At 65.4% G+C, this 25,520-nt stretch carries 22 protein-coding genes; 10 read left to right on the forward strand and 12 right to left on the reverse strand.

The features are described 5' to 3' along the window. The first annotated feature begins 64 nt into the window (after positions 1-64). Positions 65-949, forward strand: coding sequence for an ABC transporter ATP-binding protein (locus tag CXR00_RS04080; RefSeq protein ID WP_104053211.1), 885 nt, complete (start codon positions 65-67; stop codon positions 947-949). Continuing rightward, positions 946-2,151 (forward strand): ABC transporter permease, encoded by a 1,206-nt coding sequence (locus CXR00_RS04085; protein WP_104053212.1) that lies wholly within the window; start codon positions 946-948, stop codon positions 2,149-2,151. The genes CXR00_RS04080 and CXR00_RS04085 overlap by 4 nt, the downstream gene beginning before the upstream one ends. Positions 2,152-2,247: 96 nt before the next feature. Here the strand turns inward: CXR00_RS04085 and malQ are convergent, their stop codons facing one another. Both malQ and CXR00_RS04095 read right to left on the reverse strand, forming a co-directional pair. After that, positions 2,248-4,401 carry a 4-alpha-glucanotransferase gene (malQ, locus tag CXR00_RS04090; RefSeq protein WP_104053213.1) on the reverse strand — a complete coding sequence of 718 codons (2,154 nt, stop codon included), beginning with the start codon at positions 4,399-4,401 and terminating at the stop codon, positions 2,248-2,250. A 58-nt stretch (positions 4,402-4,459) separates the two neighbouring features. After that, entirely contained in the window at positions 4,460-4,795 is a 336-nt protein-coding gene (locus CXR00_RS04095; protein ID WP_104102068.1) for a DUF6221 family protein, read from the reverse strand. A gap of 123 nt (positions 4,796-4,918) precedes the next feature. Between CXR00_RS04095 and CXR00_RS04100 the strand changes: the two genes are divergently transcribed. Continuing rightward, complete coding sequence (locus tag CXR00_RS04100) at positions 4,919-5,158, forward strand: hypothetical protein (protein ID WP_104053215.1); 240 nt, start codon at positions 4,919-4,921, stop codon at positions 5,156-5,158. Between the two features lie 89 nt (positions 5,159-5,247). Further along, on the forward strand, positions 5,248-5,478 hold the full coding sequence (locus CXR00_RS04105) for a hypothetical protein (RefSeq protein ID WP_104053216.1): 231 nt from the start codon (positions 5,248-5,250) through the stop codon (positions 5,476-5,478). 22 nt (positions 5,479-5,500) lie between these two features. Here CXR00_RS04105 and CXR00_RS04110 read toward each other — a convergent pair whose 3' ends face one another. The 3 genes from CXR00_RS04110 to CXR00_RS04120 all read right to left on the reverse strand — a co-directional run bounded on the left by CXR00_RS04110 (position 5,501) and on the right by CXR00_RS04120 (position 10,370). Next, positions 5,501-6,259, reverse strand: coding sequence for an SDR family NAD(P)-dependent oxidoreductase (locus tag CXR00_RS04110; protein WP_104053217.1), 759 nt, complete (start codon positions 6,257-6,259; stop codon positions 5,501-5,503). A 98-nt stretch (positions 6,260-6,357) separates the two neighbouring features. Then, positions 6,358-6,642 (reverse strand): hypothetical protein, encoded by a 285-nt coding sequence (locus CXR00_RS04115; RefSeq protein WP_104053218.1) that lies wholly within the window; start codon positions 6,640-6,642, stop codon positions 6,358-6,360. A gap of 251 nt (positions 6,643-6,893) precedes the next feature. Then, entirely contained in the window at positions 6,894-10,370 is a 3,477-nt protein-coding gene (locus CXR00_RS04120) for a bifunctional proline dehydrogenase/L-glutamate gamma-semialdehyde dehydrogenase (protein WP_104053219.1), read from the reverse strand. Between the two features lie 132 nt (positions 10,371-10,502). On the opposite strand from CXR00_RS04120, the gene CXR00_RS04125 reads away from it, so the two are divergent. After that, complete coding sequence (locus tag CXR00_RS04125; RefSeq protein ID WP_104053720.1) at positions 10,503-11,402, forward strand: LysR family transcriptional regulator; 900 nt, start codon at positions 10,503-10,505, stop codon at positions 11,400-11,402. Positions 11,403-11,470: 68 nt separating this feature from the next. Here CXR00_RS04125 and CXR00_RS04130 read toward each other — a convergent pair whose 3' ends face one another. From CXR00_RS04130 to CXR00_RS04155, 6 genes are all read right to left on the reverse strand, one after another. Continuing rightward, positions 11,471-12,445: a YsnF/AvaK domain-containing protein gene (locus CXR00_RS04130; RefSeq protein ID WP_104053721.1), complete on the reverse strand. Its 975-nt coding sequence runs from the start codon at positions 12,443-12,445 to the stop codon at positions 11,471-11,473. A 200-nt stretch (positions 12,446-12,645) separates the two neighbouring features. Beyond that, positions 12,646-14,334: a long-chain-fatty-acid--CoA ligase gene (locus tag CXR00_RS04135; protein ID WP_104053220.1), complete on the reverse strand. Its 1,689-nt coding sequence runs from the start codon at positions 14,332-14,334 to the stop codon at positions 12,646-12,648. Between the two features lie 108 nt (positions 14,335-14,442). Next, positions 14,443-15,405 carry a RimK family alpha-L-glutamate ligase gene (locus CXR00_RS04140; RefSeq protein WP_104053221.1) on the reverse strand — a complete coding sequence of 321 codons (963 nt, stop codon included), beginning with the start codon at positions 15,403-15,405 and terminating at the stop codon, positions 14,443-14,445. 40 nt (positions 15,406-15,445) lie between these two features. Beyond that, the gene (locus CXR00_RS04145; protein WP_104053222.1) at positions 15,446-17,053 is read right to left on the reverse strand and encodes an AbgT family transporter; all 1,608 of its coding nucleotides are present in this window, start codon (positions 17,051-17,053) and stop codon (positions 15,446-15,448) included. A gap of 17 nt (positions 17,054-17,070) precedes the next feature. Then, positions 17,071-18,429 carry a M20 family metallopeptidase gene (locus CXR00_RS04150; RefSeq protein WP_104053223.1) on the reverse strand — a complete coding sequence of 453 codons (1,359 nt, stop codon included), beginning with the start codon at positions 18,427-18,429 and terminating at the stop codon, positions 17,071-17,073. 71 nt (positions 18,430-18,500) lie between these two features. Next, positions 18,501-19,262 carry an SDR family oxidoreductase gene (locus CXR00_RS04155; RefSeq protein WP_104053224.1) on the reverse strand — a complete coding sequence of 254 codons (762 nt, stop codon included), beginning with the start codon at positions 19,260-19,262 and terminating at the stop codon, positions 18,501-18,503. Positions 19,263-19,400: 138 nt separating this feature from the next. Here CXR00_RS04155 and CXR00_RS04160 point away from each other — a divergent pair, with 138 nt between their 5' ends. The 5 genes from CXR00_RS04160 to CXR00_RS04180 all read left to right on the forward strand — a co-directional run bounded on the left by CXR00_RS04160 (position 19,401) and on the right by CXR00_RS04180 (position 23,666). Beyond that, positions 19,401-20,096 (forward strand): phosphoribosyltransferase, encoded by a 696-nt coding sequence (locus tag CXR00_RS04160; protein ID WP_104053225.1) that lies wholly within the window; start codon positions 19,401-19,403, stop codon positions 20,094-20,096. 26 nt (positions 20,097-20,122) lie between these two features. Continuing rightward, on the forward strand, positions 20,123-20,947 hold the full coding sequence (locus CXR00_RS04165; protein WP_104053226.1) for an SGNH/GDSL hydrolase family protein: 825 nt from the start codon (positions 20,123-20,125) through the stop codon (positions 20,945-20,947). A gap of 18 nt (positions 20,948-20,965) precedes the next feature. Then, on the forward strand, positions 20,966-21,517 hold the full coding sequence (locus CXR00_RS04170) for a DinB family protein (protein ID WP_104053227.1): 552 nt from the start codon (positions 20,966-20,968) through the stop codon (positions 21,515-21,517). Between the two features lie 129 nt (positions 21,518-21,646). Beyond that, positions 21,647-22,234: an HdeD family acid-resistance protein gene (locus tag CXR00_RS04175; RefSeq protein WP_181032210.1), complete on the forward strand. Its 588-nt coding sequence runs from the start codon at positions 21,647-21,649 to the stop codon at positions 22,232-22,234. A 151-nt stretch (positions 22,235-22,385) separates the two neighbouring features. Beyond that, the gene (locus CXR00_RS04180) at positions 22,386-23,666 is read left to right on the forward strand and encodes an ammonium transporter (RefSeq protein ID WP_104053229.1); all 1,281 of its coding nucleotides are present in this window, start codon (positions 22,386-22,388) and stop codon (positions 23,664-23,666) included. A 20-nt stretch (positions 23,667-23,686) separates the two neighbouring features. Here CXR00_RS04180 and CXR00_RS04185 read toward each other — a convergent pair whose 3' ends face one another. Further along, positions 23,687-25,495: a thiamine pyrophosphate-requiring protein gene (locus CXR00_RS04185; RefSeq protein WP_104053230.1), complete on the reverse strand. Its 1,809-nt coding sequence runs from the start codon at positions 25,493-25,495 to the stop codon at positions 23,687-23,689. Positions 25,496-25,520 lie beyond the last annotated feature (25 nt).

Raw genomic sequence — 25,520 nt, forward strand, 5'->3', positions numbered from 1 at the left:
CACCTAGGGTTAAGGGAGAAGATTCCCACCATGCCCGGCGCGACCGGGAAAAGGAGCAGCCACCATGCTGCAGGTGCAAAACCTGACCCGAACATTCGGGGACAAAGTGGCGGTCGACAACGTCAGCTTTGATGTTCCGTCCGGCCAGATGACCGGTTTTGTGGGCGCCAACGGTGCCGGCAAGACCACCACCATGCGGATGATCATGGGGGTCCTGAGCGCCACCTCCGGCGAGGTGCTCCTCGACGGTGCTCCCCTGACGGCCCTGGCCCGGTCGACCTTCGGGTACATGCCCGAGGAACGCGGCCTCTACCCCAAGCAGCCCATCCTGGATCAGCTGATCTACCTCGGTCAGCTGCACCGGATGAGCCAGTCGCAGGCCCGCAAGGGCGCCATGGACCTGCTGGAGCGGTTCGGCCTCGGCGGCCGGACCAAGGACAAGCTGGAGTCCCTGTCCCTGGGCAACCAGCAGCGGGTGCAGATCGCCGCCTCGCTGCTGCACAAGCCAAATGTGCTGATTCTGGACGAGCCGTTCTCGGGCTTGGACCCGGTGGCCGTGGATTCCATGGTGGAGTTGCTGCGCGAGCGCACCTCCGCCGGAGTTCCGGTGCTCTTTTCCAGCCATCAGCTGGATCTGGTGGACCGGCTCTGCGACAGCATGGTGGTCCTGCAGCAGGGCAAGGTGATTGCCTCAGGCACGGGCGATGCCCTGCGTGCCCGGGCAGTCAACCGGCACCGCATTACGGTTTCCCCGGATGCCGGCTGGGTGCGGGACGAGCCGGGGATACGCGTCCTCGACGTTGCAGGTCCCACTGCCGTCCTGGAATTCGACGACGACGACGCGCGGCAGCGCCTGCTCGCCACCGCGCTCACCCGCGGCTCCGTGGAGGAGTTCGCCCCCATCCGACCGTCCCTGAGCGAAATCTACCGTGAGGTGACCGCAGTATGAGCTCCGTTTCCCGCCCCACGCCCCCCTGGGCGATCGTCACCCTCCGCGAGGTCATGGTCAAGGCCCGCGACCGCAGCTACCTGATCTCCACCCTGGTCACGCTGGTCCTGATTGTGGGCACCGTGGTCTTCAACGCCTACATGAGCACCCGCGCCGACGAATACACCGTGGCGGTGACCGAGATGCAAAGCACCGCCCTCGAAAATCCCGCCCAAGAAGTTGTTGAAGCGGCCAATGAAGCAGGCCAGGCCGACGGCGGCAACACCAGTTTTGAGGCGATCTTCGCGGACTCGCCCGAGCAGGCCGAGGAACTGGTCCGTTCCGGGGAGGCCGACGCCGCACTCCTGGTGGGCTACGACGGCTGGACGCTAACCGGCAACGAGGAACTCGACGGCGGCCTGCAGCAGGGCATCGCCGACGCCCTGCGCGCCTACACCTTGGAGATCAACGCCGGCTACGCCGGGACCACCGCAGAGGCACTGCTGGCAGGCAGCGAGTTCCAGACCGCCCTGTTGGACGGAAACACGGAAAACCAGTTCATGGCCCAGTTCACCGGCTTCGTGTTCGGGTTCCTGTTCTACATGGCTGCGATCATCTTCGGGATGGCGATCGCCACCTCGGTCCTCGAGGAAAAGCAGAACCGGGTGGTGGAGATTCTGGCCACGGCCATTCCGATTCGGCAGCTGCTCTACGGCAAGGTGGCCGGCAACACCGTCCTGGCCATGATCCAGCTGGCCCTCTACGCCGGGGCCGCCCTGCTTGCCCTGAACTTCACAGACACTGCGGAACTGGCCGGAACCATCATTCCGGCCTCGGGCTGGTTCCTGGTCTTCTTCCTGGCCGGCTTCCTGATCCTCGCTTCCCTCTGGGCCATGATCGGTTCCATGGCTTCGCGGTCCGAGGATCTGAACAACAGCTCCGGGCCGGTGCTCACGATCATCATCGCGGCGCTCTTTGCGGGCCTGTTCGCCAAGGGACAGTTGCTGGTCGCGGCGTCCTACGTCCCCGTAATCTCCACCGTGGCCATGCCGGTACGGATGCTGAACGGCGACGTGCCGCTGTGGGAGACCTTCCTGTCGCTGGCGATCGCCCTGGCCGCAGCCTACGCACTGCTGCGCTTCGGCGAGAAGATCTACCGCCGGGCAGTGATGCAGAGCGGCGGCGCGTTGACCCTGCGCAAGGCGATGAAGCTGGAGTCCTGATCCGAAACCATCAGCACGGTACGCGGCACTTTATACCGTGCCGGACGGCCGAAGAGGTGTTCCTCACCTCTTCGGCCGTTCCCCCGGACAGCTAAGTCAGATTGCGTCCCTGAGCAGGTCCGCCAGCGAGTTGAAACGCTCGTTGGACGGCAGATCATCAAGCAGAACGGCTTTGCCGTCCGGGCCGCAAAGCGGAATGCGCCAGTTGGGATACTCGTCCCCGGTGCCGGGCTGGTTTTGGGTGCGCCGCTCCCCCACCGCATCAGCCAGCGCGACGCCGATGAGCACGGACGGGGACTGCAGGATGAAGGAGTGCAGTGCCTCCACGGACTGCTGGACGTTATCCGTACCGCTGGCTCCAGCAGGCAGCAGCCCGGCGCTGCGCACCAGCTCCAGGACGGATTCCCGGGCCGCAGCATCCGCTGCCCGCTCCTCCTCCACCGGACGGTTCAAAAGCCCCAGGGACTCTCGCAGGTCCACGTGTTCTCCGGCCAGGTAACCGGCCGTGGGCGGCAGGTCATGGGTGTTGACTGAGGTCAGGGCGCCCTTCCGGTATTCCGCCGGCGGGCGGGGACCGGCGTCGCCGTGCTCAAACCACAGGATGGACGTGCCGAGCACGCCGCGCTCGGCGAGGTACTCCTGCACCCAGGGCTCAAACACCCCCAAATCCTCGCCGATCACCACGGCACCGGCGCGCTGTGCTTCCAGGACCAGGATTCCTATCAGCGCCTCGTGGTCGAAGTGCACGTATGCGCCGTCGCCGGGCCCCGAACCCTGCGGAATCCACCACAGGCGGAACAGGCCCAGGATGTGGTCAACCCGGATGCCGCCTGCGTGGCGGAGAATGGTGCGCAGCATGTCCCGGTAGGGAAGGTAGCCCGCGTCCGCGAGCCGCCCGGGATGCCACGGCGGCTGGCTCCAGTCCTGGCCCTGCTGGTTGAACATGTCCGGCGGAGCACCCACTGACACTCCGGGAGCCAGGACCGGGCGGAGCATCCAGGCATCGGCCCCGGCAGGGTGCACGCCCACCGCCAGGTCATGCACAATCCCGATTTCCATGCCGGCGCTCCGGGCGGCACTCTGGGCTGTCTCCAGCTGCTGGTCGCAGATCCACTGCAGCCACTGATGGAACCGGCTGCGCTCCGTGAAGGCGGAGCGGTGCTCCCGGACCCATTCGCTGTCCGGACCGGCAATCTGCTGCCACTGGGGATCATCTGCCGGCAGCTTCTCGGACAGCGCACACCACAGAGCGAAATCCTGCAGTCCCTTGCCCTCCAGTGTGCAGAAGCGCTCAAACTGCTGCTGCCGCGCAATGCTTCGCGGCACCCTAAAGATCAGTTCCAGCGCCGCCAGTTTGGCGGCGTAGGTCGCGTTGCGGTCCAATTTCTCGGCAGAGTGGTTGGCCGCCCCGAAGGTCCGCGCAGCTTCCTCAACCCGGGCACGGTCTGCCCCCGGAAGATAGCCGTATTCGGGAATGTCCTCCACCCGAATGTAGAGCGGGTTAAAGAATCGGCGTGTGGTGGGCAGGTACGGCGAGGGTTCCACCGGCGGAACCGGTTCCGCCGCATGCAGCGGGTTGGTCAGGAGGAAACCGGCGCCGTGGCGTCCGCCGGAGAGCGCTGCGAGATCTGCCAGGTCGCCCAGATCCCCGATGCCCCAGGACCGGGAGGAGCGTACCGAGTAGAGCTGGGCCATGAGTCCCCAGGCCCGGTGGCGGTCAAGGCCGGCGGTCGTCGTCAGCCGTTCCGGCGTGACCACGAGAACGGTGCCGGCCTGCCGCTGCCCGGCAGTCACTTCGAGCCGGTGCCAGCCCAGTGGAAGGTCCTCCGGGAGCGGAATCAGGGTGCGGCCGGTGAGGGTCCCGTCAACGTCCAGTTCCTCGCCGGGCACCGCCGGCCACTCCAGCTCACGCCTGCTTCCGTCCTCCAGCACGATCCGCACGTCCGCGTGCACTCCGGCGGGTAAATGGACGGGGACTGTCCGGCTGCGGTGTTCGCGCACGACGACGGCGCCCGGCAGTGTTTGGTGCCACCCCTGCAGGCGTGCCGAAGCCAATGACTGCGACAGGTCCTCCCGCGTTGCCGTGGCCACCCCCAACGCGCCGAGCACTTTTTTCAAGGTCTCATTGGAAACTTCGCGGCGGGTTCCGTCCCAGCCGTTGAACGTGGTTGCTACATGATGATGTTCGGCCAGCTCCTGTAGGAGTGCGGTCTCGCCGGCTGGTTCGCCTGTGATATTCGCTTCAGTCATGTCAGCCAATCTAGGCGTCCCGGGGTGCCTTCGCCCAGCCGGGTGGAACCAGCTATCCTCAGCTGCGTTTTTCGGTGAGCCGCCAACCATCCTGATAATCGGGGTGGTCCTGGTAGCCGGCAGCCATGGAGGCCAGTGCCAGCGAGGTCCACTCCAGCTCATCGGCGAACAGTTTGCCCTGGCCGTCGGGATCCAGGAGCATCCGTGCCAGGGCATTGCGCCGGGCACCGCCGATGATGTCGATCAGCATGAGCTTGGCTTCGCACTCGCGCAGCAGCCGTTCCTCGTACCAGCGGTCAGACGGTGCGACGCCCCTGGCAGTTAGGAGCTTCCGGGACTCCGCGGCGTCGTCCTGAAAGCGTGTCAACAGGAAATCCACGATGTCCATGTCCATGCCCATGATCGTACGCAGGGATAAATGGCGGTGTCAGGGGTGGTACCCAAAATCCGCATGCCGGGGCAGGAATATTTCTTACCGACGCTTGGTTGACATAACTAGTCGAACGAAAGAGAGCCCGTGCCAGCTGTCAGCGCACCGCACCACCCCTCAACCACCCGCTCCAAGCGGGTACGAAACATTCGCTCCATCCGCCGCGGAGATCATGTTGAAGTACGCAGCGGCGAACAGGTTTACTATCGCGGAGAAGTCCGTGAAACGGCTCCGGGTCTGGGCACCATCTGGATCCGCGGCGACGAAGAAGGAATCCGCACCGCAATCAGCGTTGAGGACTTCACCATTTGGAAGCTTCCGGCGTAGCCCGAATCTTCCCGTTGCCGCAGGGCTGTGGAAATATTCCGGTACCGGAAAACATCCACACCGAATGAGCATCGCCGTGAGGAGCCGCCATGTCCCGCTCTCCCAGTCACTACCGGGTCCGGGTGCGCAACCTCAATGATTTGCGGCGGGGTGATCAGGTAGAAGCCATGATTCGCAGCGTTGTCCATCACCGGGGAAAGGTGCTGGATCTGGCGCCGGGACTCGGCGCCGTTTGGATCCGGACTGATGCCGGGCGACGGGCCCTGATCCATACGGATGAATACAGGCTTTGGCAGGTGCTCCCCGCCGAAGCGGGATGACACGGCGGGGACAGGCATGCGACTAGCGGTCCATGAGCGCCCCGGCGCTGATATTCAAAGTTGCGGCCGTCATGCTTCCGGCTTTATCCGAAGCGGCAAAGGCTGCAGCATTGCCCACCTCTTCCAGGGTTGCCGCGCGCCGCAGCAGGGTGGCGTCGACGATGCTGTTGGCAATGTCCTGCCTCCCTTCCATATCCGGCGGCAGCGACTCGGGGATGCCGCCGCTGCGCAGGGTCACAACGCGGATGCCGTGCGGCCCAAGCTCCACCGCGAGCTGGCGCCGCATGGCTTCCATCGCCTCGAAGGCGGTGATCAGTCCGCCCAGCCAGAGGCCGGGCGAAGGATTGCCTGAACCTCCGAAAGCCAGGATCACGCCGGAACGCTGCTGCATCATGTGCCGGGCAGCGGCACGCGAGGTCAGAAACATGGTTTGCACCGCCGTGGATACCGGCCGCAGATAGTCCTCCACGTACATATCCACCATCGGCTTGCCCTGCACATCACCGTGTTGAATTACATTCATGGAGATGTCCAGACTCCCTGCCGTGGCCGCGACATCATTGGCGTGGTCATCCACCGCCTGCCCGTTGGTGGCATCCAGCAGCGCGGATTCCGCCAGTCCTCCGTTTGCCCGGATGTCGCGGGCCACCCGCTCCAGGGGTTCAAGGTGCCGGCCGGCCAGGAAAACGCGTGCTCCTTCCCTCGCGAAGGCCCGGGCCACTGCTCCCCCAATCGCTCCGCCTCCTCCGTAGATAACGGCATTCTTCTCGTTGAGCAGCATGGGAACCTCTTCGGATAGCTGTGGCTGTGGCTGTCCATGATGGCACTGCCCCACTGGCGTGGACAGGGGCCCGGGCTGTTGCCCGGGCCCCTGTGCTGTTACCAGCGGACCTTTTTCTCCCTCCGCCCCTGTTTCCCGAAGCTGTGCGTGGGCTTGTGGTCCTTGCCCAGGCTTTGCCATCCGGGGAGGGCGCTCTCGGTGTCCGTGCCGGGAACCGGCTTATCTCCGCCTTCGGCACCAAGCTTGGCTGCAGCTGCCGGGGCGATGTTCACCGTTGCCGTTACCGGCACCTCGGAGGTGACGGCAGACACGGACGTGAGGGAAGAGGCAGGGGCAGCTAGCCCCGGGAAAGGAGTTGACGGGTGTTTTTTGGATGTTGTCATGGTTGATCTCCGGACTGTTTAAGTACCGGCCGGGAACTGCGCTGATGATGGCCGTCCTGCACTGACAGCATGGACCGCCTACCCGGACGATACGGGCGAATGGGGTCAGCGATGAGAGCGGGTGCTCGGAGCCGGTAATCCGGCCCGGAGGGTCCCTACTCGTAAATCAGTTCCATGGGCAAAACCTTAACAAGAAAAGGCGGCACCGGGATAGACCCGGTGCCGCCTTTTCTTGTTGCCGAATGTGCTGACTAGATCAGGGCATCAGAGAGGTGGTTCGGCGTCCCGAAGCGGTGCGCGGTGATGCTCACGGCCTGCTCATGCAGGAACGGCAGCAGCTCAACGCGCCCGGCCTCGGTGACCGGATTGGCGTAGACGGCCACGTCGGGCCGTCCCCCAAGGGCGGTGGCCAGGGCCGAGGCGCCGGAGCCGATCAGCCGGATCCGGGTCCCCTGCGCTGCGGGGTCAAACCCTGCAGCGGAAGCCAGCCATTCGGCGTCGTTCTCCTCCGCCACGGGGACTCCCTGTTCCGTCAGGACGGACCGGAGCGCCAGCGGCAGTTCGACGCCGGTGGAGACCCGAAGCGCGGATCCGGCCAGCAGCCCGGCAGCGGCTACGCGCACCAGGGCGTCGAGCGGCTCATTCTCGGACAGCCGGATGGTCACCGGCAGCGGCCGGTAGCGGAACACGTTGCGTTCCGCACTCAGCGCGGACACGTCCTTGGCAGTGCCGAACTCCTCGGCCCACGCCGCGGCATCGCTGCTCAGCGCACGCTGCAGGAAGTCGGTGTCAGCAGCGAAGCTGGAAGATGAAGCCGCTGCCAGAAGCTTTGCGGCACCCTGGTGCCGGACCGGGGCTCCGCTGCCGGTGGCCTTTGCAGGCTCCCATCCGCCCAGGCCCATGAGGTAGTTGGGGCCGCCGGCCTTGGTTCCGGCACCGACTGCGGATTTCTTCCAGCCGCCGAACGGCTGGCGCTGGACGATGGCGCCGGTGATACCGCGGTTGATGTACAGGTTGCCCGCCGAGATGTTTTCCAGCCACAGGTCCATTTCCGCCGGATCCAGCGAGTGCAGGCCGGAGGTCAGCCCGTAGTCGATCTGGTTCTGCAGTGCGATGGCTTCTTCGAGGGTGTCAGCCGTCATCACGCCGAGGATGGGACCAAAGTACTCGGTGAGGTGGTACTCAGAACCGGGACGGACCCCGGTGCGCACGCCCGGGCTCCAGAGACGGCCGGATTCGTCGAGCTGCTTCGGTTCGATGAGCCAGGACTCGCCGTCGCCCAGCACGGTCAGTCCGCGCAGCAGCTTGCCTTCGGCGGGTTCAATGACCGGGCCCATCTGCGTCACGGCATCCACCGGATAGCCGACCTTGAGCGACTGCACCGCGTCCACCAGCTGGTTGCGGAAACGCGGGGACTTGGCCACCGAGCCCACGAGGATCACGAGGGAGGCTGCCGAGCACTTCTGCCCGGCGTGGCCGAAGGCGGAGGAAACGACGTCGCGCGCGGCCAGGTCAAAGTCGGCGCTGGGCGTGACGATGATGGCGTTCTTGCCCGAGGTTTCCGCCAGCAGGGGCAGATCCGTGCGGAAGGACCGGAACAGCTCTGCCGTTTCATAGCCTCCGGTGAGGATGACCCGGTCCACGGAAGGATCCGAGATGAGCTGGCGGCCGAGTTCACGCTCGCCCAGCTGAACCATCTGCAGGACATCGCGGGGAACGCCGGCTTCCCAGAGCGCTTCCACCATGACGGCTCCGCTGCGCGCGGACTGCCGGGCGGGCTTGATGATCACGGAAGAACCGGCTGCCAGGGCAGCCAGGGTGGAACCGGCCGGAATGGCTACCGGGAAGTTCCACGGCGGGGTGACCACCGTGAGGCGGGCCGGGACGAAGCGGGCGCCGTCGACCTTTTCCAGGTCCTTGGCCTGCTCCGCGTAGTAGTGCGCAAAGTCGATGGCTTCGGAGACCTCGGGATCGGACTGGTCCAGGGTCTTGCCGGTTTCGGCGGCCATGACCTCCATCAGGTCCGCCCGGTGATCTTCGAGGACGGTTCCTGCGCGGTGCAGGATCTCGGCGCGGTCGGCGCCGCTGAGGGCGGCCCAACCCTTGCTGGCAGAAACCGCTGTCTCGATGACGGCGGAGAGCGCCTCTTCGTCGGCCACCTGGGCGTCGGCTACGGCAGCCTTGCCCAGGGGTGAGCCCTCGATGCGGGTCAGGATGGACCGGCCCCAGGCCTGGTTGGCCGGCAGCGACGGGTCAGTGTCCGGCGTGTTGGTGAAGCCCGAATGGGCGCCGCCGGTTCCGGTGGAAGCATCCGGGCGCGGCTGGCTGCGGTCCTGGGTGCGGTTCGGGGCAGGAACCCGGTCATCCAGGTTTTCCAGCGAAGTGAGGAAGCGCAGCTTTTCGCGTTCAAAGAGGGCCTCGTTTTCGCTGAGCTCGAAGACCGCCGACATGAAGTTCTCGGAACTGGCGCCCTCTTCGAGGCGGCGGATCAGGTAGGCGATGGCGACGTCGAACTCCGCCGGGTGCACCACCGGCGTGTACAGCAGAAGCGAACCGACGTCGCGCTTGACCACCTCCGCCTGGCCTGTGGCCATGCCGAGCAGCATCTCGAATTCGATGCCCCCGGTCACGCCGCGCTGCTGGGCAAGCAGCCAGGCGAAGGCGACGTCGAACAGGTTGTGTCCAGCCACGCCGATGCGCACGTTGGCCACGCGGTCCGGCTGCAGGGCGTAGTTGATGACGCGCTTGTAGTTGGTGTCCGTTTCAGCCTTGGTGCCGCAGGTGGCCAGCGGCCAGTCATGCAGCGAGGACTCCACCTGTTCCATGGGCAGGTTGGCGCCCTTGACCACGCGGACCTTGATGGGTGCGCCGCCGTCGGCCCGGCGGGCTGCAGCGAACTCCTGCAGCCGCATCATGGCGGAGAGGGCGTCCGGGAGGTATGCCTGCAGGACAATGCCGGCTTCCAGGTCCTTGAATTCGGGCATGGACAGGAGCTTGGTGAAGACCGCCATGGTCATCTCCAGGTCCTTGTACTCCTCCATGTCCAGGTTGATGAATTTCTTCTGCGCGGAGGACGCTGCCCGCCGGTAGAGCGGGGTGAGCTTTTCCACCACATGCTCAACGGCTTCATCGAACGCCCAGTGCGAGTGCGGTGAGACGGTGGAGGACACCTTGATGGAGACGTAGTCGACGTCGTCGCGCGCCAGGAGTTCATGGGTTCCCTCCAGGCGGCGGGCGGCTTCGCGTTCGCCGAGCACGGCTTCGCCCAGGAGGTTCATGTTGAGCCGGACGTCGTCCTTGCGGATGCCGGCAATCGCCTTGCCGAGGCGCGCGTCGGTAGCGTCCACGATCAGGTGGCCGACCATTCGGCGCAGCACCTTGCGGGCTACCGGAATGACAACGTGGGGCAGCACCGGCGCCATAACTCCGCCCAGACGGACGGCGGAGCGCATGTACCAGGGCAGGAAGCCCGGCACCCGGGGCGCGAGGGCGGCGAGATTCCGGCCTGCCACGCGGAGGTCTTCAGGGCGGATGACGCCGTCAACGAATCCAACCGTGAAGTCCAGTCCGGCCGGATCTTTCAGCACGCCGGCAAGCTGTGCAGCGGACGCGTCCACCGGGACGGTTGCCGCTTCTGCGAGCCAACGGCGGACAAGGGCCACCGCCTCATCGGCCAGGGCCTGTGGGGTGTCCGATCCCGCGGTGGTTTCGGTGAGGATGTTGCTCATGCGGGCAGCTCATTTCAACGTGCAACTGATAGGTATTCCTCTAAGTATCCGCACTATTTCCCATTAGGCAAAGATGGGTTTTCTTACCGGTATAGATTAGATTTACTAATGAATTGAAAGGGGGAAATGACCGTGCTCGATGTTCGCCGCATGATCCTTCTCCGGGAAGTCAAAGCCCGCGGAACCCTGGCCGCAGTGGCGGAAGCACTGAGCCTCAGCCCTTCCGCGGTATCCCAGCAGCTGGGCCAGCTGGAGAAGTCCGTGGGGGTGGAACTGCTGCGGAAAACCGGGCGGGGTGTGCAGCTGACACCGCAGGCTGAGATTCTGGTGGCCCATGCCTCCGACATCCTTGAATCGCTGGAGCGGGCCGAAGCGGACCTGGCTTCGTCGCTGACCGCTGTGACCGGATCCATTCGGATAGCGGTGTTCCAGTCAGCTGCTTTGGCCCTGCTGCCCGACGCACTCCGCATCCTTCGCCGTGAGCATCCGGAACTGCGCGTGGAAATGGTTCAGCGTGAGCCCGAGACAGCACTGTACGAAACCTGGGCACGCGACTTTGACCTGGTGATCGCTGAACAGTATCCCGGACATGCCGCCGTCCGGCATGCCCAACTGGACCGGGTGCACCTGACCTCGGATGCCATCCGCCTGGCCGTGCCGCATGAGGGCCTTCCGCCGGTGCAGTCCCTGGCGGACACCGCGGGGCTTCCGTGGGTGATGGAACCGCGGGGCGCGGCCTCCCGGCACTGGGCGGAGCAGATTTGCCGGCGTGCGGGATTTGAACCTGATGTCCGTTTTGAGACGGCCGATCTGCAGGCCCAAATCCGGCTGATCGAGTCCGGAAACGCCGTGGCGCTGATGCCGGACCTGGTGTGGACCGGCCGGGATCCCAGCGTCCACTTAATGGATTTGGACGGCAAGCCGCACCGAAGCATCTTCACGTCCGTCCGGCGGGCCGGCGCCAACCGGCCGGCGGTCCTGGCCTGCCGTGAGGTGCTCGAGCGCACTGCCCGCCAGGTGGCGGCGTCATAAGTACGCCATAACACGATGCGGGGTTCCGGCAACTGCCGGAACCCCGCCCTCAAACGCTGCGCTTCAAATTACCTGCTGCTGCCTGAGCTGCCCGAGCCGCCGGAACCGCTTCCCCCGGACGTGCCGCCGGAATGCCCGGAACCGCCGTGGGAATCCGTGCCGGAGCTTCGACGGATACTGTCGTCCGTCTCGGTTTCAATCTGCTCCTTGCGGACTTCCTCGGACACGCTTTCCGTGTCCGTGACAGTTTCGGTATCCATCCGGACCCGCTCCACCGGCACCGTCTTCTTGCTGACGACCGGTTCCTCGGCGTGAAGCGTCACTTCGTGCTCTTCTTCGCTGAGCTCCCGTCCGGCCATGGCGGAATCGACATTGGCATCCGTGATCGGCTCCGTCTCAATGCGGACCTCTTCATGGCTGACCGGAACCTCGGTGGTGACGGTCTCAGTGACGATGTACTTCCGCAGGCGCGCCTTGCCGGTCTCACGCGACCGGGTGCCCACGTCCAGCTGCTCTTCCGAGCGGGTCATGGCGTCATCAGTGGTGGGGCCAGAGGTATCGTGGCCCACGGTCGCGTCCGCTGACATGCCCGAGCGCGTCATGTCGCTGTCCTCCATGAAGTCCGACCGGTCGCCGCTCCGGGTTCCGACGCCGGAATCCGTCATGGTGCCCGAATCCGTCATGGTGCCCGCGTCCATGGTGGAGACGTCGTCACTGCCGTCGTCGTAAGTAAACCCGTAGTACCGGTAGAGGGTCACTTCCTCTTCGGGGGTGATGGATCCATCGGATTCGACCTGCGGGGAGTTCTTAACCTCGTCCTTGGAATAAGGAACCAGGACGTCCATACCCTCCACCGTTGCTTCGCTGAGAGGCACAAAGGACTCGTTCGTTCCAAGAATTCCGGTGTTGACCGTGACCCAGGCGGGCTCATTGGTCTGGTCATCCAAATAGAACGTTCCAACGGCGCCAATCTTGTCACCGTTGGGTCCCAAGACGTTGCCGGACCCTGCCATGAGACCTTCAACTTGCTGGTTGCTGATCATGCTGTTCTCCTTCAGCTGTGAAGCCATCGCCGTTGTACGGTCTGGTTTCACGTTTGGGCCGAGCCTGCAACAGGCATCGCGAAGATACCTGCGGGGGCCTTATTGGGCGGCTGTAGTATCAGGCAGACCTGAAATGCCAAGCCTGCTTACCATTCCAACCCAACGCCTTCGGAGCGTCAATAGGTAATCCGGAAGGGAGCCTACTTCTCGCTGGTCAGCAGTTCGCGCACCTGGCGGCGGAGCACCTTGCCCAGCAGCGACTTGGGCAGCTCCTCAATGGCCACAATCCGGCGGGGAACCTTATACGGGGTGAGCCGCTCGCGGCACCAGGCCCGCAGCCCGGCTTCATCCAGTTCCGCACCCTCGGTCAGGACAACGGCCGCCACCACCTGCTCGCCGCCGTCGGGGCGGGGCAGGCCCACCACGGCGACGTCGGCAATAGCCTGGTTGCTGCGCAGCACTTCCTCCACCTCGGTGGGAGAAACGTTGAAGCCGCCGGTGATGATCAGTTCCTTTCGGCGGTCCACCACCTTCACGAAACCGTCGTCGTCCACGGTGACAATGTCGCCGGTGCGCAGCCAGCCGCCGTCGAGCAGCACCTGTTCCGTGTCCTCAGTGTTGTTCCAGTAGCCCGCGAAGACCTGCGGGCCGCGGATCAGCAGTTCACCCGGTACGCCGTGCGGCACCTCGGAGGAAGGCTGCTCCGGATCGACAACGCGCATTTCCGTGCTCGGGAACGGAACACCGATGGTGCCGTTGCGGCGGCTCTCGGCAAACGGATTACCCAGCGCGACCGGCGACGATTCGGTGAGGCCGTAGCCCTCCACCAGGAGTCCGCCCGAAACCTCTTCCCAGAGCTTTACGGTGGCCGCCGGCAGGGTCATTGCGCCGGAAATGGCGAAGCGGATGGTGGAGAGGTCAATGCCCCGCTTCTTGGATTCCAGCGCCGTCCTCTCATAGATCGGCGGGACGGCGCAGAAGACGGTGGGCTTGGATTTCTTGGCGGCGTCCAGCACCAGATCCACGTCAAACTTGGGGAAAAGCACCAGCCGCGACCCGGTCAGCACGGAGAAGGTCAGGTACAGGGTCAGGCCGAAGGCATGGAACATCGGCAGCACGCCGTAAATGACTTCCTTGCCCTCCTGCGCACCGTGCATCCAGGCCTGCCCCTGCAGCGCGTTGGAGCGCAGGTTGAAGTGGGTGAGCATGACACCCTTGGGGATTCCCGTGGTGCCCGAGGTGTACTGCAGGGCGGCCAGGTCCCGCACCGACGGGCGGGGATGGGCGCTGTCGATCGGAGCGGAACTGAGCAGCTTTTCCCAGGACATGGTGTTTTCGGTCTTGGTTGTCAGCCCTGCCCGGGTACGGCGGATCGAGGGCAGCGGCAGCCGCAGCCCGATGCGCTTGAGCCGCGGCATGGCCTTGGTGATGTCCACGGCGATCACCGTTTTGACGGCAATGTCGTCGGGGAAGTCCTGGATTTTCTCCACGGCCTTGTCCCAGATAATGGCCACCTGGGCGCCGTGGTTTTCAAACTGGTGGCGAAGTTCGCGTTCCGTGTAGAGCGGATTGTGCCCGACGACGACGGCGCCCAGACGGAGCACGGCATAGAACGCGATGAGGTACTGGGGGCAGTTCGGCAGCACGATTGCCACGCGGTGTCCGCGGCGCACACCCAGCTTCCGGAGGCCTTCGGCGGCACGGTTTATCTGGTCGCCGAGGTCGGTGTAGGTGGTTTCGGCACCGAAGAATTCCAGCGCCACCTTGGGCCCGTAACGGTTAACCGCGTCCTCCACCATGTCCGTCAGTGACTCGGTGGGCAGCTCAATGGTTGCCGGAACGCCGGGCTGGTAGTTCTTGACCCACAATGGTTCCTGGGCAGCAGTCATTGAGGAAGCTCCTTCACTTTGGATAATCCTGACTATAGCGACGCGCCCGGCCCGGAGATAAATTGTTTGTCCTGCACCACGTCGCAGCGGGGCAGAAAGGTGCCGCCCTTAGGCGCCAACCCCCTTGAGATACTGAGCCAGCGCGCGGGGCGCCGAGCGCGGAGCGGCGGCCTCGACCACGGCGTTGTAGTTGGTGTTGGTGTTCACGTCGTAGGTGAGGATGCGGCCGTCGGCCGTTTCCATGAATTCAATCCCGCAGACCTCCAGGCCCATGCGCTTGGCGAACTCGAGGTACTTGCCGATGATCGGATGGTCGAAGCCCTCCCGCAGGCTGAAGAGCTGGGTGTCCTCATCCGGGGCGATGGTGGCGCCGGGCGGCATGATCGGCTTGCCGGTGGACGGGTCGATGGCACAGGCGTCCGCCGGGCAGAGCTGGAATCCGCCGCGGGCGGTGTCTGCCCGGATCGCATAGATGAACTCGCCGCCAACAATCTCCACGCGCGTAATGAACGGCTCGGCGGCGTTGATGAACTCCTGGATAAGGGTGATGCCGTCAGCTGGTTCCTCAAAGTCCGGTCCCGCCACATAGTCGGCCAGCTCGCCGTGGGACTCGAATTTGCGGACCCCCAAACCCTTGCCTCCCTGGTTGTGCTTGGTGATGAAGGGGGCCGGAAATTCCTTGGCAGCGGCCAGGATGGAGTCCCGGCCGACGGCGGCCACCGTGCGCGGAGTGTCGATGCCGGCGGCGCGCAGCGCGGTGAGCTGGTCCACCTTGCTCATTTCCAGTTCCAGGATCCGCCGCCCGTTGACCGTCCGCCGGCCGTGGGCTTCCAGCCAGGACAGCACCGCCCGGGCATAGTCCTTGGACAGGCCGTGGTCGCGGGTGTGGGAGGAGGCACTGATCCGGGACCAGAAGATGCCCTCCGGCGGCACCGAGTCCAGATCCAGGACGCCATCGGTCAGCAGCCATTCCTCCACTTCCAATCCTTCGGCTTCGAAGGCGCGGGCAAACGGCGGAAACCACTCGGGGTTCTCATGCAGGGCATAAATCTTGGGGCTGGTCGAGCTCATGGCGCGTTGCCTTTCCTCTGTAGTTATTGGAATCCAGCGCTTAGCCGTCGATGTATATTCCATTGCCGGGACCCATGGGCAGGCCGAACACGAAGAACACGGTCAGCACGCCCACCCACGCGAGCCAGAACAGCACGGTGAAGGGCAGCATCCGGGCGATGACCGTACCCAGCCCGGCCTGCGGCTCATATTTGCGGAGCATGGTCAGCAGCACAATCATGTAGGGGTTCAGCGGGGTAAGGATCTGCGTGGCGGAGTCCCCCACCCGGAACGCGCCCTGGATGAAGGCCGGTTCGAAGCCGAGCAGGGCGAACATCGGCACAAACACCGACGCCATCAACGTCCACATGGCCGAGCCGGAGATGATGAACAGATTCAGCAGTGAGGCCAGAAGGATGAACCCGATGATGGCGGGGTAGCCGGTCAGCCCGATGGACTCCAGACCGGAAGCGCCGGCGACAGCCAGCCAGTTGCCGATTCCCGACCAGTTGAACAGCGCGATGAACTGCCCGAGGATGAACGCCAGCACCAGGAAGCCGCTCATGTCCTTGATCGAGGACCCCATGACCCGCGGAACATCCTTGCCGGAGGCAATGGTTCCGGTGATCTTTCCGTAGACCAGCCCCGGCACGGTGAACATGATGAAGACAATGAAGACGATGGAGCTCAGCAGCGGTGACTTGGGCAGGTAGCCGCCGTCATCATTGCGCCAGGGCGAATCCGGCAGCAGCACTCCCGTGAGGATGACGGCGGCGACGACGGCGCCGGCCACGACTGCCCGGATCACGCCCCTGCGTTCCACGGAAGTCAGGGTGGAGGACAGTGCGGTGGAAGGCAGCGCGGTGGACGGCAGCGCTCCCGGTAACTGCGCCTCGTCGTCGGCAAGTTCCTCAGTGGGCACATCCTGCCGCCGCAGCCGCGGTTCCAGGATTTTGTCGATGATGAACCCCGCCAGCAGGATCAGCACGATCGAGGAGGCGACGTTGAAGAAATAGTTCGACAGCGGGTTCACCGGGGAACCGGGGTTCGGCAGCGTCTCGGTGACCGCCGTCGTAATCCCGGAAAAGAGCGCATCGAGGCTGGTCACCAGCATGGACGTGGAATAACCTGCACCGGCGGCGGCGAAACCGCCCAGCAGTCCGGCCACCGGATGGCGGCCGGCTGCCTTGAAGACCAGCGCGGCCAGCGGCGGGATGACCACGAAGGCGGCGTCGGACATGATCGAACCCGTGACGCCCACAAAGCCGACCGCGTACGGGAGCGCCCACCGCGGTGCGGAGCCGAAGGCCTTGCGGATCAGTGCCGAAAGCAGCCCGGACTTCTCCGCCACGCCCACGGCCAGCAGGATCGGCAGCACCGTAGCCAGCGGCGGAAACCCCAGATAGTTCGCTCCCAGGGTGGTAGTGAACCAGCTCAGGCCCTCGGCGGTGAAAAAGCCCTTGATGACCGTTTCCTCGGTTGCCCCGGGAACGGTAACCGCAACGTGTCCCCAGGCCATGGCCGTGGAAGCCACCGCGACGATCAGGAAAAGGATCAAGAAGAGCATGAACGGATCCGGCAGCTTATTGCCCACGCGTTCAATGCCGCCCAAAAGGCGGTCCGGAAAATTGGAGCGGGTCTTGACGGATGCAGAGGGGGTACTGGTCATGCCGGTCTCATTTCCTGTCAGTCGAAGTAACGGGCAACATCAACCGGTCCGCCGGCAGCGGCAAATTCCTCGGCCACGGCACGGCGGAGCTCCGGATCACAGAGATAGTCGAGGGCAGTCAGCGCCAGGCCCGCGGCGCCGTCGAGGGCTCCGGATTCGGCAGCGGGTGAGCCGGCCGCCTCCGCGAAGGCCCGGGTATGCAGGGCAACGTCCGCCGGTGCAATGCCAATCAGCGGATGGATGCCGGGGATCCGGTAGCTGACGTTGCCGAAGTCCGTGGAGGCGGCGATGGTTTCCGACACCACGCCGGCCGGCAGTGGGCTGCGGCCGCGGCGCTGCTGCGCACTGACCCAGCGTCCGGTCAGCGCGGAGTTGGTGCGGACCGGCAGCGACGGCGGGTGTTCGTCCCAGTCGATCGTGACGCCGGTGCCGGTCATGAGTGCGGCGCCGCGGGCAATGTCTTCCAGCCGGGCGCTGAGGTCCTTCAGCGTTTCCGGATATTTGGACCGCGCATAGAGTTTCAGAACGGCCTTTTCGGGGATCACGCTGGGACGCCGGCCACCCTCGGTGATGATGGCGTGCACCCTGTCCACGGGCGGCAGCTGCTGCCGGAGCAGGCCGATGGCGCTGTAGGCCAGGGCTGCGGCATCCATTGCGTTGCGTCCCATGAAGGGCTGGGCGGAGGCATGGGCGGCGACGCCGGAGAAGGTCACGGTCAGCAGCCGTCGGCCCAGCCAGACCTGCTCGGCAAGGTCCATGGCATAGGGGTGCACCATGATCGCTGCATCCACGTCATCGAAGGCGCCGTTGCGGGCCATGACTTCCTTGCCGGAATGTCCTTCTTCGGCCGGCGTTCCCAGGAACACGACCCTGCCCGGGAAGGCCTCCGGGTTTTCCTCAAGCGTTTTCGCCAGCGCAATGAATGCCCCGGCTCCGGTGGCTGCTATGACGTTATGCCCGCAGGCATGACCCACCTCAGGCAGCGCATCATATTCGCTGAGGATGGCGATGGCGGGTGCGCGGTCCGCCCCTGTCTCTTCGGCCGCGGAGCCTGCCGTCCCAATTTCAGCCCTGACGGCAGTGGGCAGTCCGTGGGCCCCAAGCTCAGCCTTGATGCCGTGGCGGCGCAGCAGATCCACGAGGAACGCCGCGCTTCGGTGCTCCTCATAAGCTGTCTCCGGATCCCCGTGCAGCGTATGGACAACGTCGTTGAGGTCCGCAGCCAGCGCATCCACCTGTGCTTCCACGGCCGCCGAAAGCTCAGCGGAAGCTCCGGCAAAATCCGACACCGGAGCCTGCACTGTTTCCATGCGGCGCCCGGTTTCGGCGTCGAGCTGGTTGAGATACGCGGGACTGGGATTTGTGGCGCTCGTCATAGCCACCCACACTAGGGGGCGGGCCCCGGAAGGATCGAGCTGGATTACGGCGTGTTCCGGACCAGGGGCGGCTACCGGCCGCGGCCCGCGATGCGTGTCACGAGTGCCTGCGGGCCGCGGGCGCCAAACCAGGCCAGCGCCTTGTACCGCTTGCTGGGAATGGAAATGCCCTTGCCTGCAAAAGCATCCGCTAGACCCTCGCGAACCACGCGTTCGGCATCAAGCCACATCCAGTCCGGATACAGGGTCTTGTCCATGTCCATGCGCTGGTGGAATTCCGTATGCACAAACCCGGGACACAGCGCTGTGACGTGCACCCCGCGTCCGCCGTAATTGATGTTTGCCCAGCGGCTGAACGTAATGACCCATGACTTGGCCGCACTGTAGGTGCCGCGGGGAATGAAGCCGGCCACGGAGGCCACGTTGATGATGTGGCCCCCGGGTTCTTCCATCTTCGAGAGCATCGTGTTAAGAGCGGTATGGCTCAGCTGCAGCGGTGCCGCCACCAGAACGTTGAGATGGTCCATTTCGGCGGCCAGCTCATTGCGTTCAAAGCTGTTCTTCAACCCGTAGCCCGCGTTGTTCACGAGCATGGCGATGTCCGGTTTCTCCAGCCGGCGGCTCACCCGTTCAACACCTTCGGGCTCGGCCAGGTCCGCCGCGATGTACTCCGCCTGCACGGAGTACTCGGCTGCCAGGCGGCCGGCGGATTCCTTCAACCGTTCCTCATTCCGGGCGGTGAGGACCAGGTTGTAGCCGCGGTTCGCGAGCTGGCGGGCAAATTCGGCACCAATGCCGGACGTGGCGCCGGTAATCAAAGCTGTGGGAGTCATGGGTCCACCTTTCCACGCCCACCCTGCTATGCCCGGCAACCTTTCGCAATCCGCCGCACGGGATCACTGCCGGTGCCTTGCCAGCCGTGCCGGCGGCACCCTACCGTGTCAAGAAACCGGCCCCTGCAAGGAGGAGCCATGGCACCATTTAGCCGGTATCGGGACAGGCAGGACGCCGGAGTCCAGCTGGGCGTAGCGCTCGCCCCCTACCTCGGCGCGCCAAACCTGGTGGTGTTAGGCCTTCCGCGCGGCGGCGTGCCCGTGGCTGCCGAAGTCGCCAAGCTGCTCCACGCGCCGCTGGATGTTGTCGCGGTGCAGAAAGTGGGCCTCCCCGGACAGCCCGAGCTGGCCGCCGGGGCACTGGCATGGGTGGCCGGGACAGTCACTACCGTGCAAAACGAGGCCGTTCTTGCAGACTGGCAGAGCTCCCTGCATTCCGGCACCTCCTCCAGCGACGGGCCCGGCTCCGCGGAGCAGGCCTTCGAAGCCGCCGCCGCCATCGCGCAGCTCGAGCTGATCCGCCGCGACAAGCTTTACCGCATGCGGCGGGACCCGCTGAATGTTTCCGGCCGCACGGTGGTGCTGGTGGATGACGGACTGGCCACGGGCGCGTCCATGCACGCCGCGCTGCTGGGACTCCGCGGGCAGAACCCGGCCAGGCTGGTGGCGGCGGCTCCCGTGAGCTGCGGGCCGGGTGCGGAAACCGCAGTGGCGTTGGCGGACGACGTCGTCATCCCCTGGCAGGCGATTGGGCTTACCGCCGTGGGCCAGGCCTACGAGAACTTCGACGAGATTACCGACGCCAACGTCCAACGCCTCCTCGGCCTGCCGTAGAAGCATCCTGTAAAGGGGAACACTCAATGAACAGAGCATCAGCAGACTGGACCGGAGCCCGGTACGTCGCCCTGGGCAGTTCGTTCGCATCAGCCCCCGGACTGGGCACTCCGGTGCCGGGCAGCCCGCCGGAGGCCGGGCGCACTGACGTCAACTATCCCCACCTGCTGGCCCGGCAGCTGCAGCTTTCCCTCACTGATGTCACCAGTTCCGGAGCCACCACCGCGGATGTGCTGTGGCGCTCCCAGTACGGGCAGGCGCCGCAGTCGGATGCCCTGGCGGCGGACACGGACCTGGTCACCGTCACCATCGGCGGCAATGACATTGGCTTCGCGGCGTACCTCATGGCAGCAGGCCTGCCTCCGCTGGCCCGTCTCAAGCATCTGCCCTCACTCGAAATGCTCAAGGCGCTTGCACCGGCCGTCCTGAACCGGCGGCTCGCGCTGCTGCCTGCGGCCATGGCCTCCGTGGGGCAGCTGATCCGCCGGCGCTCCCCCAACGCCGTCGTCCTGTTCGTGGAATATCTGACTGTGCTGCCGCTGGACCCGCACATCCGCGTGGCCGGCATGAAACCGGCGCAGGCCGCCGCCGGCCGTGAGCTGGCCGTGCATCTGGCGCTGGCGACGGAAGCGGGGGCCAATGCCACCGGCGGTTCCGTGGTGCGGGTGGCTAAGGCCAGCGCTGACCACTATGCCGGCTCGGAAGACCCGTGGACGGTGGGCGCCTTTGTCCCCACCGAGGGTGGGCCGCTGCCCTACCATCCGAACCAGGCCGGGCATGAAGCCGTGGCGCAAATGATCCAGGACCACCTCGCCCGGCTCACCGGAACGGATTCCGGCCAGCCGGGATGAGTGAATTAGATTGGGCGGATGACTGCGCAGAGGCCCCCGGATACCCGCACGGAACCGCCCGAAGCAGCCGGTGAGCGCGAGACGCTGACCGGCTTTGTGGATTACTTCCGGGCCACCGTGGTTCTAAAGGCTGCCGGACTCAGCGATGCCGACGGCGTCAAACGGCTGCTGCCCTCCCTCACCACGGTGTCCGGGCTCGTCAAACACCTGACCGATGTTGAGCGCTATTGGTTCCGCACCCGGCTTGACGGGCAGCGGGATGTGCCCACGCGATGGTCTGCCGCTGACCCGGACGGGGAATTCAGGGTCAATGACAATGACAGCCTCGCGGAACTCATCAAGGACTATGAGGCTGCCTGCCGCGAATCCCGGGAGGTGCTGGAACGCTATGACCTCGAGGACCGCTGCCGCGGCAGAAGCGCCGGCGAAGGTGAAGGGGACGTCGACGGCGACGAAGACGACGGGCAGAACGTGCGGTGGGTCCTGGTGCACATGATTGAAGAAACCGGCCGGCACTGCGGCCACTTGGACATCCTGCGCGAACTGCTGGACGGATCCACCGGAGACTGACCGGCGTGCTGTCTGGCCCTTCCGAGGGCTCTGCGGCAGGCCAACCCTAGAGATCAGGGCATCCCCGGAAGGATAATTTTCGGAACAGGGGCGCTGCCAGCCCGACTCTACGGGAGGTTTCACATGTCCATGTCAGGAAGTACTTTTGGGTTCGGAGGGTTGAGCCTGGAGGTCAGCGAGCTCACCCGCAAGGTGGTCCGGGGCATCCGCACGGGCATGGTCGTCACCGGGGTCCTCTCAGTGGTGCTGGGTGCGCTGGTTTTGTTCTGGCCCGGAGCCACCCTGGACGTGATTGCCGTCCTGTTTGGCCTGTATTTCGTCGTCGCCGGGGCGGTCCGGGTGGTCACAGGGCTGGTGACTCCGCTGCTCGGCGGACTGCGCGTCCTGAACATCCTCATCGGCCTTCTGCTCTTGATCGCCGGAGTGGCAGCGATCCGTAATCCGCTGGCCTCCCTGTCCGTCCTCGCCCTGTTCATTGGAATCGCCTGGATTGTGGAGGGCATCATGTCCCTGACCGAGGTGGAGAGCGGCGGATCACGGTGGTACGCCATCATCTACGGGATCGTCAGCATTATTGCCGGCGTGGTGGTCCTGTTCCTCCCGGTGAGCTCCCTTGCAGCACTGGTGATTTTCGGCGGCGTTGCCCTGGTGGTGCTGGGCATTGTGGAAGTGGTGCGTGCCTTTTCCTTCGGCCGCGGAATGCCGCTCAACTACTAGGAAACGTTCAGCGAGCATCCAGCAGCTGTTAACACAGGGATAACTTGCGCGGAAACGCGGTTGTAATACGGGGCGCCCACGCTGGGAGTAGCACGGTTTCCACCCGCCGCTCCGGCCCGCGCGGCCGGCCACCCCCGAATGGAGTATCTCCATGGACTCTGGAAACACCGCCTGGCTGCTCGCCAGCGCCGCCCTGGTTTGTCTAATGATCCCCGGCATCGCCTTCTTCTACGGAGGAATGGTGGGCTCACGCCGAATCCTGAACATGATGCTGATGTGCTTCGGCGGGGCCAGCCTTGTCGCAGTCCTCTGGGTGCTTTACGGCTATTCCGCAGCGTTCGGCAACTCCCTCACGGGAGCCGGTCTGCTCGGAAACCCGCTGGAATTCTTGGGTCTGTCCCAGTTACTGGTTGAGGATCCGGACTCTTCGATTCCCGTGGCGTTGTTCGCCGCCTTCCAGCTGATGTTTGCCTGTGTGACCACGGCACTGGTGGCCGGCGCCGCCGCCGGCCGGATGAAGTTCGGCGCGTGGATGCTGTTTGCCGGACTCTGGGCCACCCTGGTCTACTTCCCCGTGGCGCACTGGGTCTTCGCCTTCAGCAGTGAAGACGGGTCGGTCACCGGCGGCTGGATCGCCAACCAGCTCGGCGCCATCGACTTTGCCGGCGGCACTGCCGTCCACATGAACGCCGGAGTCGCAGCCCTGGCCCTGGCCCTGGTCCTGGGCCGCAGCAAGGGCTGGCCGCATGCCTCCGGAAAGCCGCACAGCCGCCCGCTGGTACTGCTCGGCGCCGGGCTGCTCTGGGTGGGCTGGTACGGATTCAATGCCGGTTCGGCCCTAAGTGCCGGACATTCCGCCGCCGTCGTCTTCCTGAACACGGCTGTGGCAGCCGCCGCCGGCCTGCTCGGCTGGATGCTGATGGACCGGCTGCGGCTGGGAACCTCGTCCTCCCTCGGAGCTGCCTCGGGTCTGATTTCCGCCCTGGTGGCCATCACTCCGGCCTGTGGTGCCGTCAGTCCGCTGGGCGCCTTGGCCATCGGACTGATTGCCGGCCTCGTCTGTTCCCTGGCCATCGAATGGAAGTACCGGCTCGGGTACGACGATTCCCTCGACGTCGTCGGCGTCCATGCCGTGGGCGGCCTGCTGGGCACCCTGCTGATCGGCCTGTTCGCCACCGACGCGGCACCCAACGGTGTCAGCGGCCTGTTCTACGGCGGCGGGCTCGAACTGCTGGGCATCCAGGCCCTGGCCTCCGCTGCGGTGCTCGTCTACTCCTTCGTGGTCACCTGGATCATCGCCAAGGTGCTGGCGATGACCATCGGCCTGCGCATTCCGGAGGAAAGCGAGCTGCAGGGCATCGATATGGCAGCCCATGCCGAATCCGCGTACCTGAACGACGAGGAGCCCGTGGAGCTGGGCGCCCGTCCGTAACGTTCCTCCTCCGCCGGGGATCAGCCCTCCAGGGCTTCTTCCTGGCGGAGGTAGACGGACAGGAGGTCCCGGGCGTGCTGCGTCTGGGGCCCTTCCTTTTCCATCGCTTCCATCATGGACGCTGCCTGTGCCTTGCCTCCGGGGAACGGCGGCAGGAGCGGAACGTCAGGATCCGAGACCACCTCGATGATGCACGGCCGGTCAGCCGCGAGCGCCTGGTCCCAGGCAGCACCGAGCTGCTCCGGATCATCCACCCGGATGCCCTCAAAGCCCAGCAGCTCCGCGTAGCCGGCATAGTTGAAGTCCGGAAGCGCCTGGCTGTCCGGGAAGCGCGGTTCGGTTTCCATCTCCCGCTGTTCCCACGTCACTTCCGCCAGTTCTCGGTTGTTCAGGACGCAGACAATGAAGCGCGGGTCCGCCCACTGCTGCCAGAGCCTGCTGACCGTAATCAGTTCGGTGATCCCCGCCATCTGCATGGCGCCGTCTCCGGACAGGGCAATAAGCGGGCGGTCCGGATGGGCAAGCTTTGCGGCCAGGCCGTAGGGCACAGCGCATCCCATGCTTGCCAGCGTGCTGGACAGATGCGCGGGAACGCCGGCCGGCAGCCGCAGTTGGCGGGCGTACCAGTAGACGCTGCTGCCCACGTCCACGGCCACCTGGGCGTCCGCGGGCATGCGGCTGCTCAGCTCGTAGACGGCGCGCTCGGGGTTCACCGGGTCGGCCGGGGTAAAGGCACGCTCGCGCGCAAGTTCGTGCCAGGAACGCACCGCCTGTTCGACGTCGTTCCGCCACTCGGAGGGTCCGCGCTCCTCCAGCAGCGGCAGCAGGGCGTCCAGGCATGCGGCAGCTTCACCGGGAAGAGCCACTTCCACCGGGTACCGGTTACCGATCGCCGCCGAATCGATGTCGATCTGCACGGCTCGAGCAGCCCCGGGCGGCGGATAGAACTCGGTCCACGGGTCATTGGAGCCAATGATCAGCAGCGTGTCACAGTTGCCCAGCACATAACCGCTGGCCGAGGTACCCAGATGGCCCATGACTCCGGCCGCCAGCGGCAGGGACTCGTCCACGTACGGCTTGCCGAGCAGGCTGGTGGTAACGGCAGCGCCCAGCTTTTCGGCCAGGGCCATCACCTGTTCCTGCGCGCCGCGGGCTCCCTGCCCCACCAGCAGGGCGACTTTCTGACCGCTGTTCAACAGGTTGGCGGCGGCCTGCACGTCTTCGTCGCGGGGCAGGATCCGGGCCGGCCGCCATACCGGAGCGGTGGTAAGCACGCCGTGCTCCTGGTCCAGTTCCGGAGCCGGCGCCTGCTGAACATCATGCGGCAGGATCACCACGGAGGGAGTGCGGGTGGCAAGGGCTTCTTTGAAGGCCCGGTCAATAACCAGCGGCGCCTGCTCCGGGCTGGACACCTGCTGCCGGAATCCGGACGCAACGTCCCGGAACAGGTGCATCAGATCCACTTCCTGCATGTAGCCGGACCCCAAAACACTCAGGCTCTGCTGTCCGATGACGGCCACCACCGGCACCGAGTCCATCCGGGCGTCATACAGGCCGTTGAGCAGATGGATGGCACCCGGGCCCTGGGTGGAGACCACCACGCCCACTTCCCCGGTGTACTTGGCGTGGCCCACCGCCATAAAAGCTGCGTTCTCCTCATGCCGGGCCTGGACAAACTCCGGTCCGCCCGCCCGCCGCAGGGCCCCCATCAGCGGGTTGATGCCGTCGCCGCTGTATCCGAAGATCCGGCCCACTCCCCATGCCTGGAGCCGTTGGACCACCAGGTCCGCTACCAATTCCGGTTCATCCTGTGGTCCTGTGCCGCCCATTGCATGCCTCCCATGGAAGATCAGT

Source organism: Arthrobacter sp. 9E16 (assembly GCF_002929435.1).
Taxonomy (GTDB): Bacteria; Actinomycetota; Actinomycetes; order Actinomycetales; family Micrococcaceae; genus Arthrobacter_B; species Arthrobacter_B sunyaminii.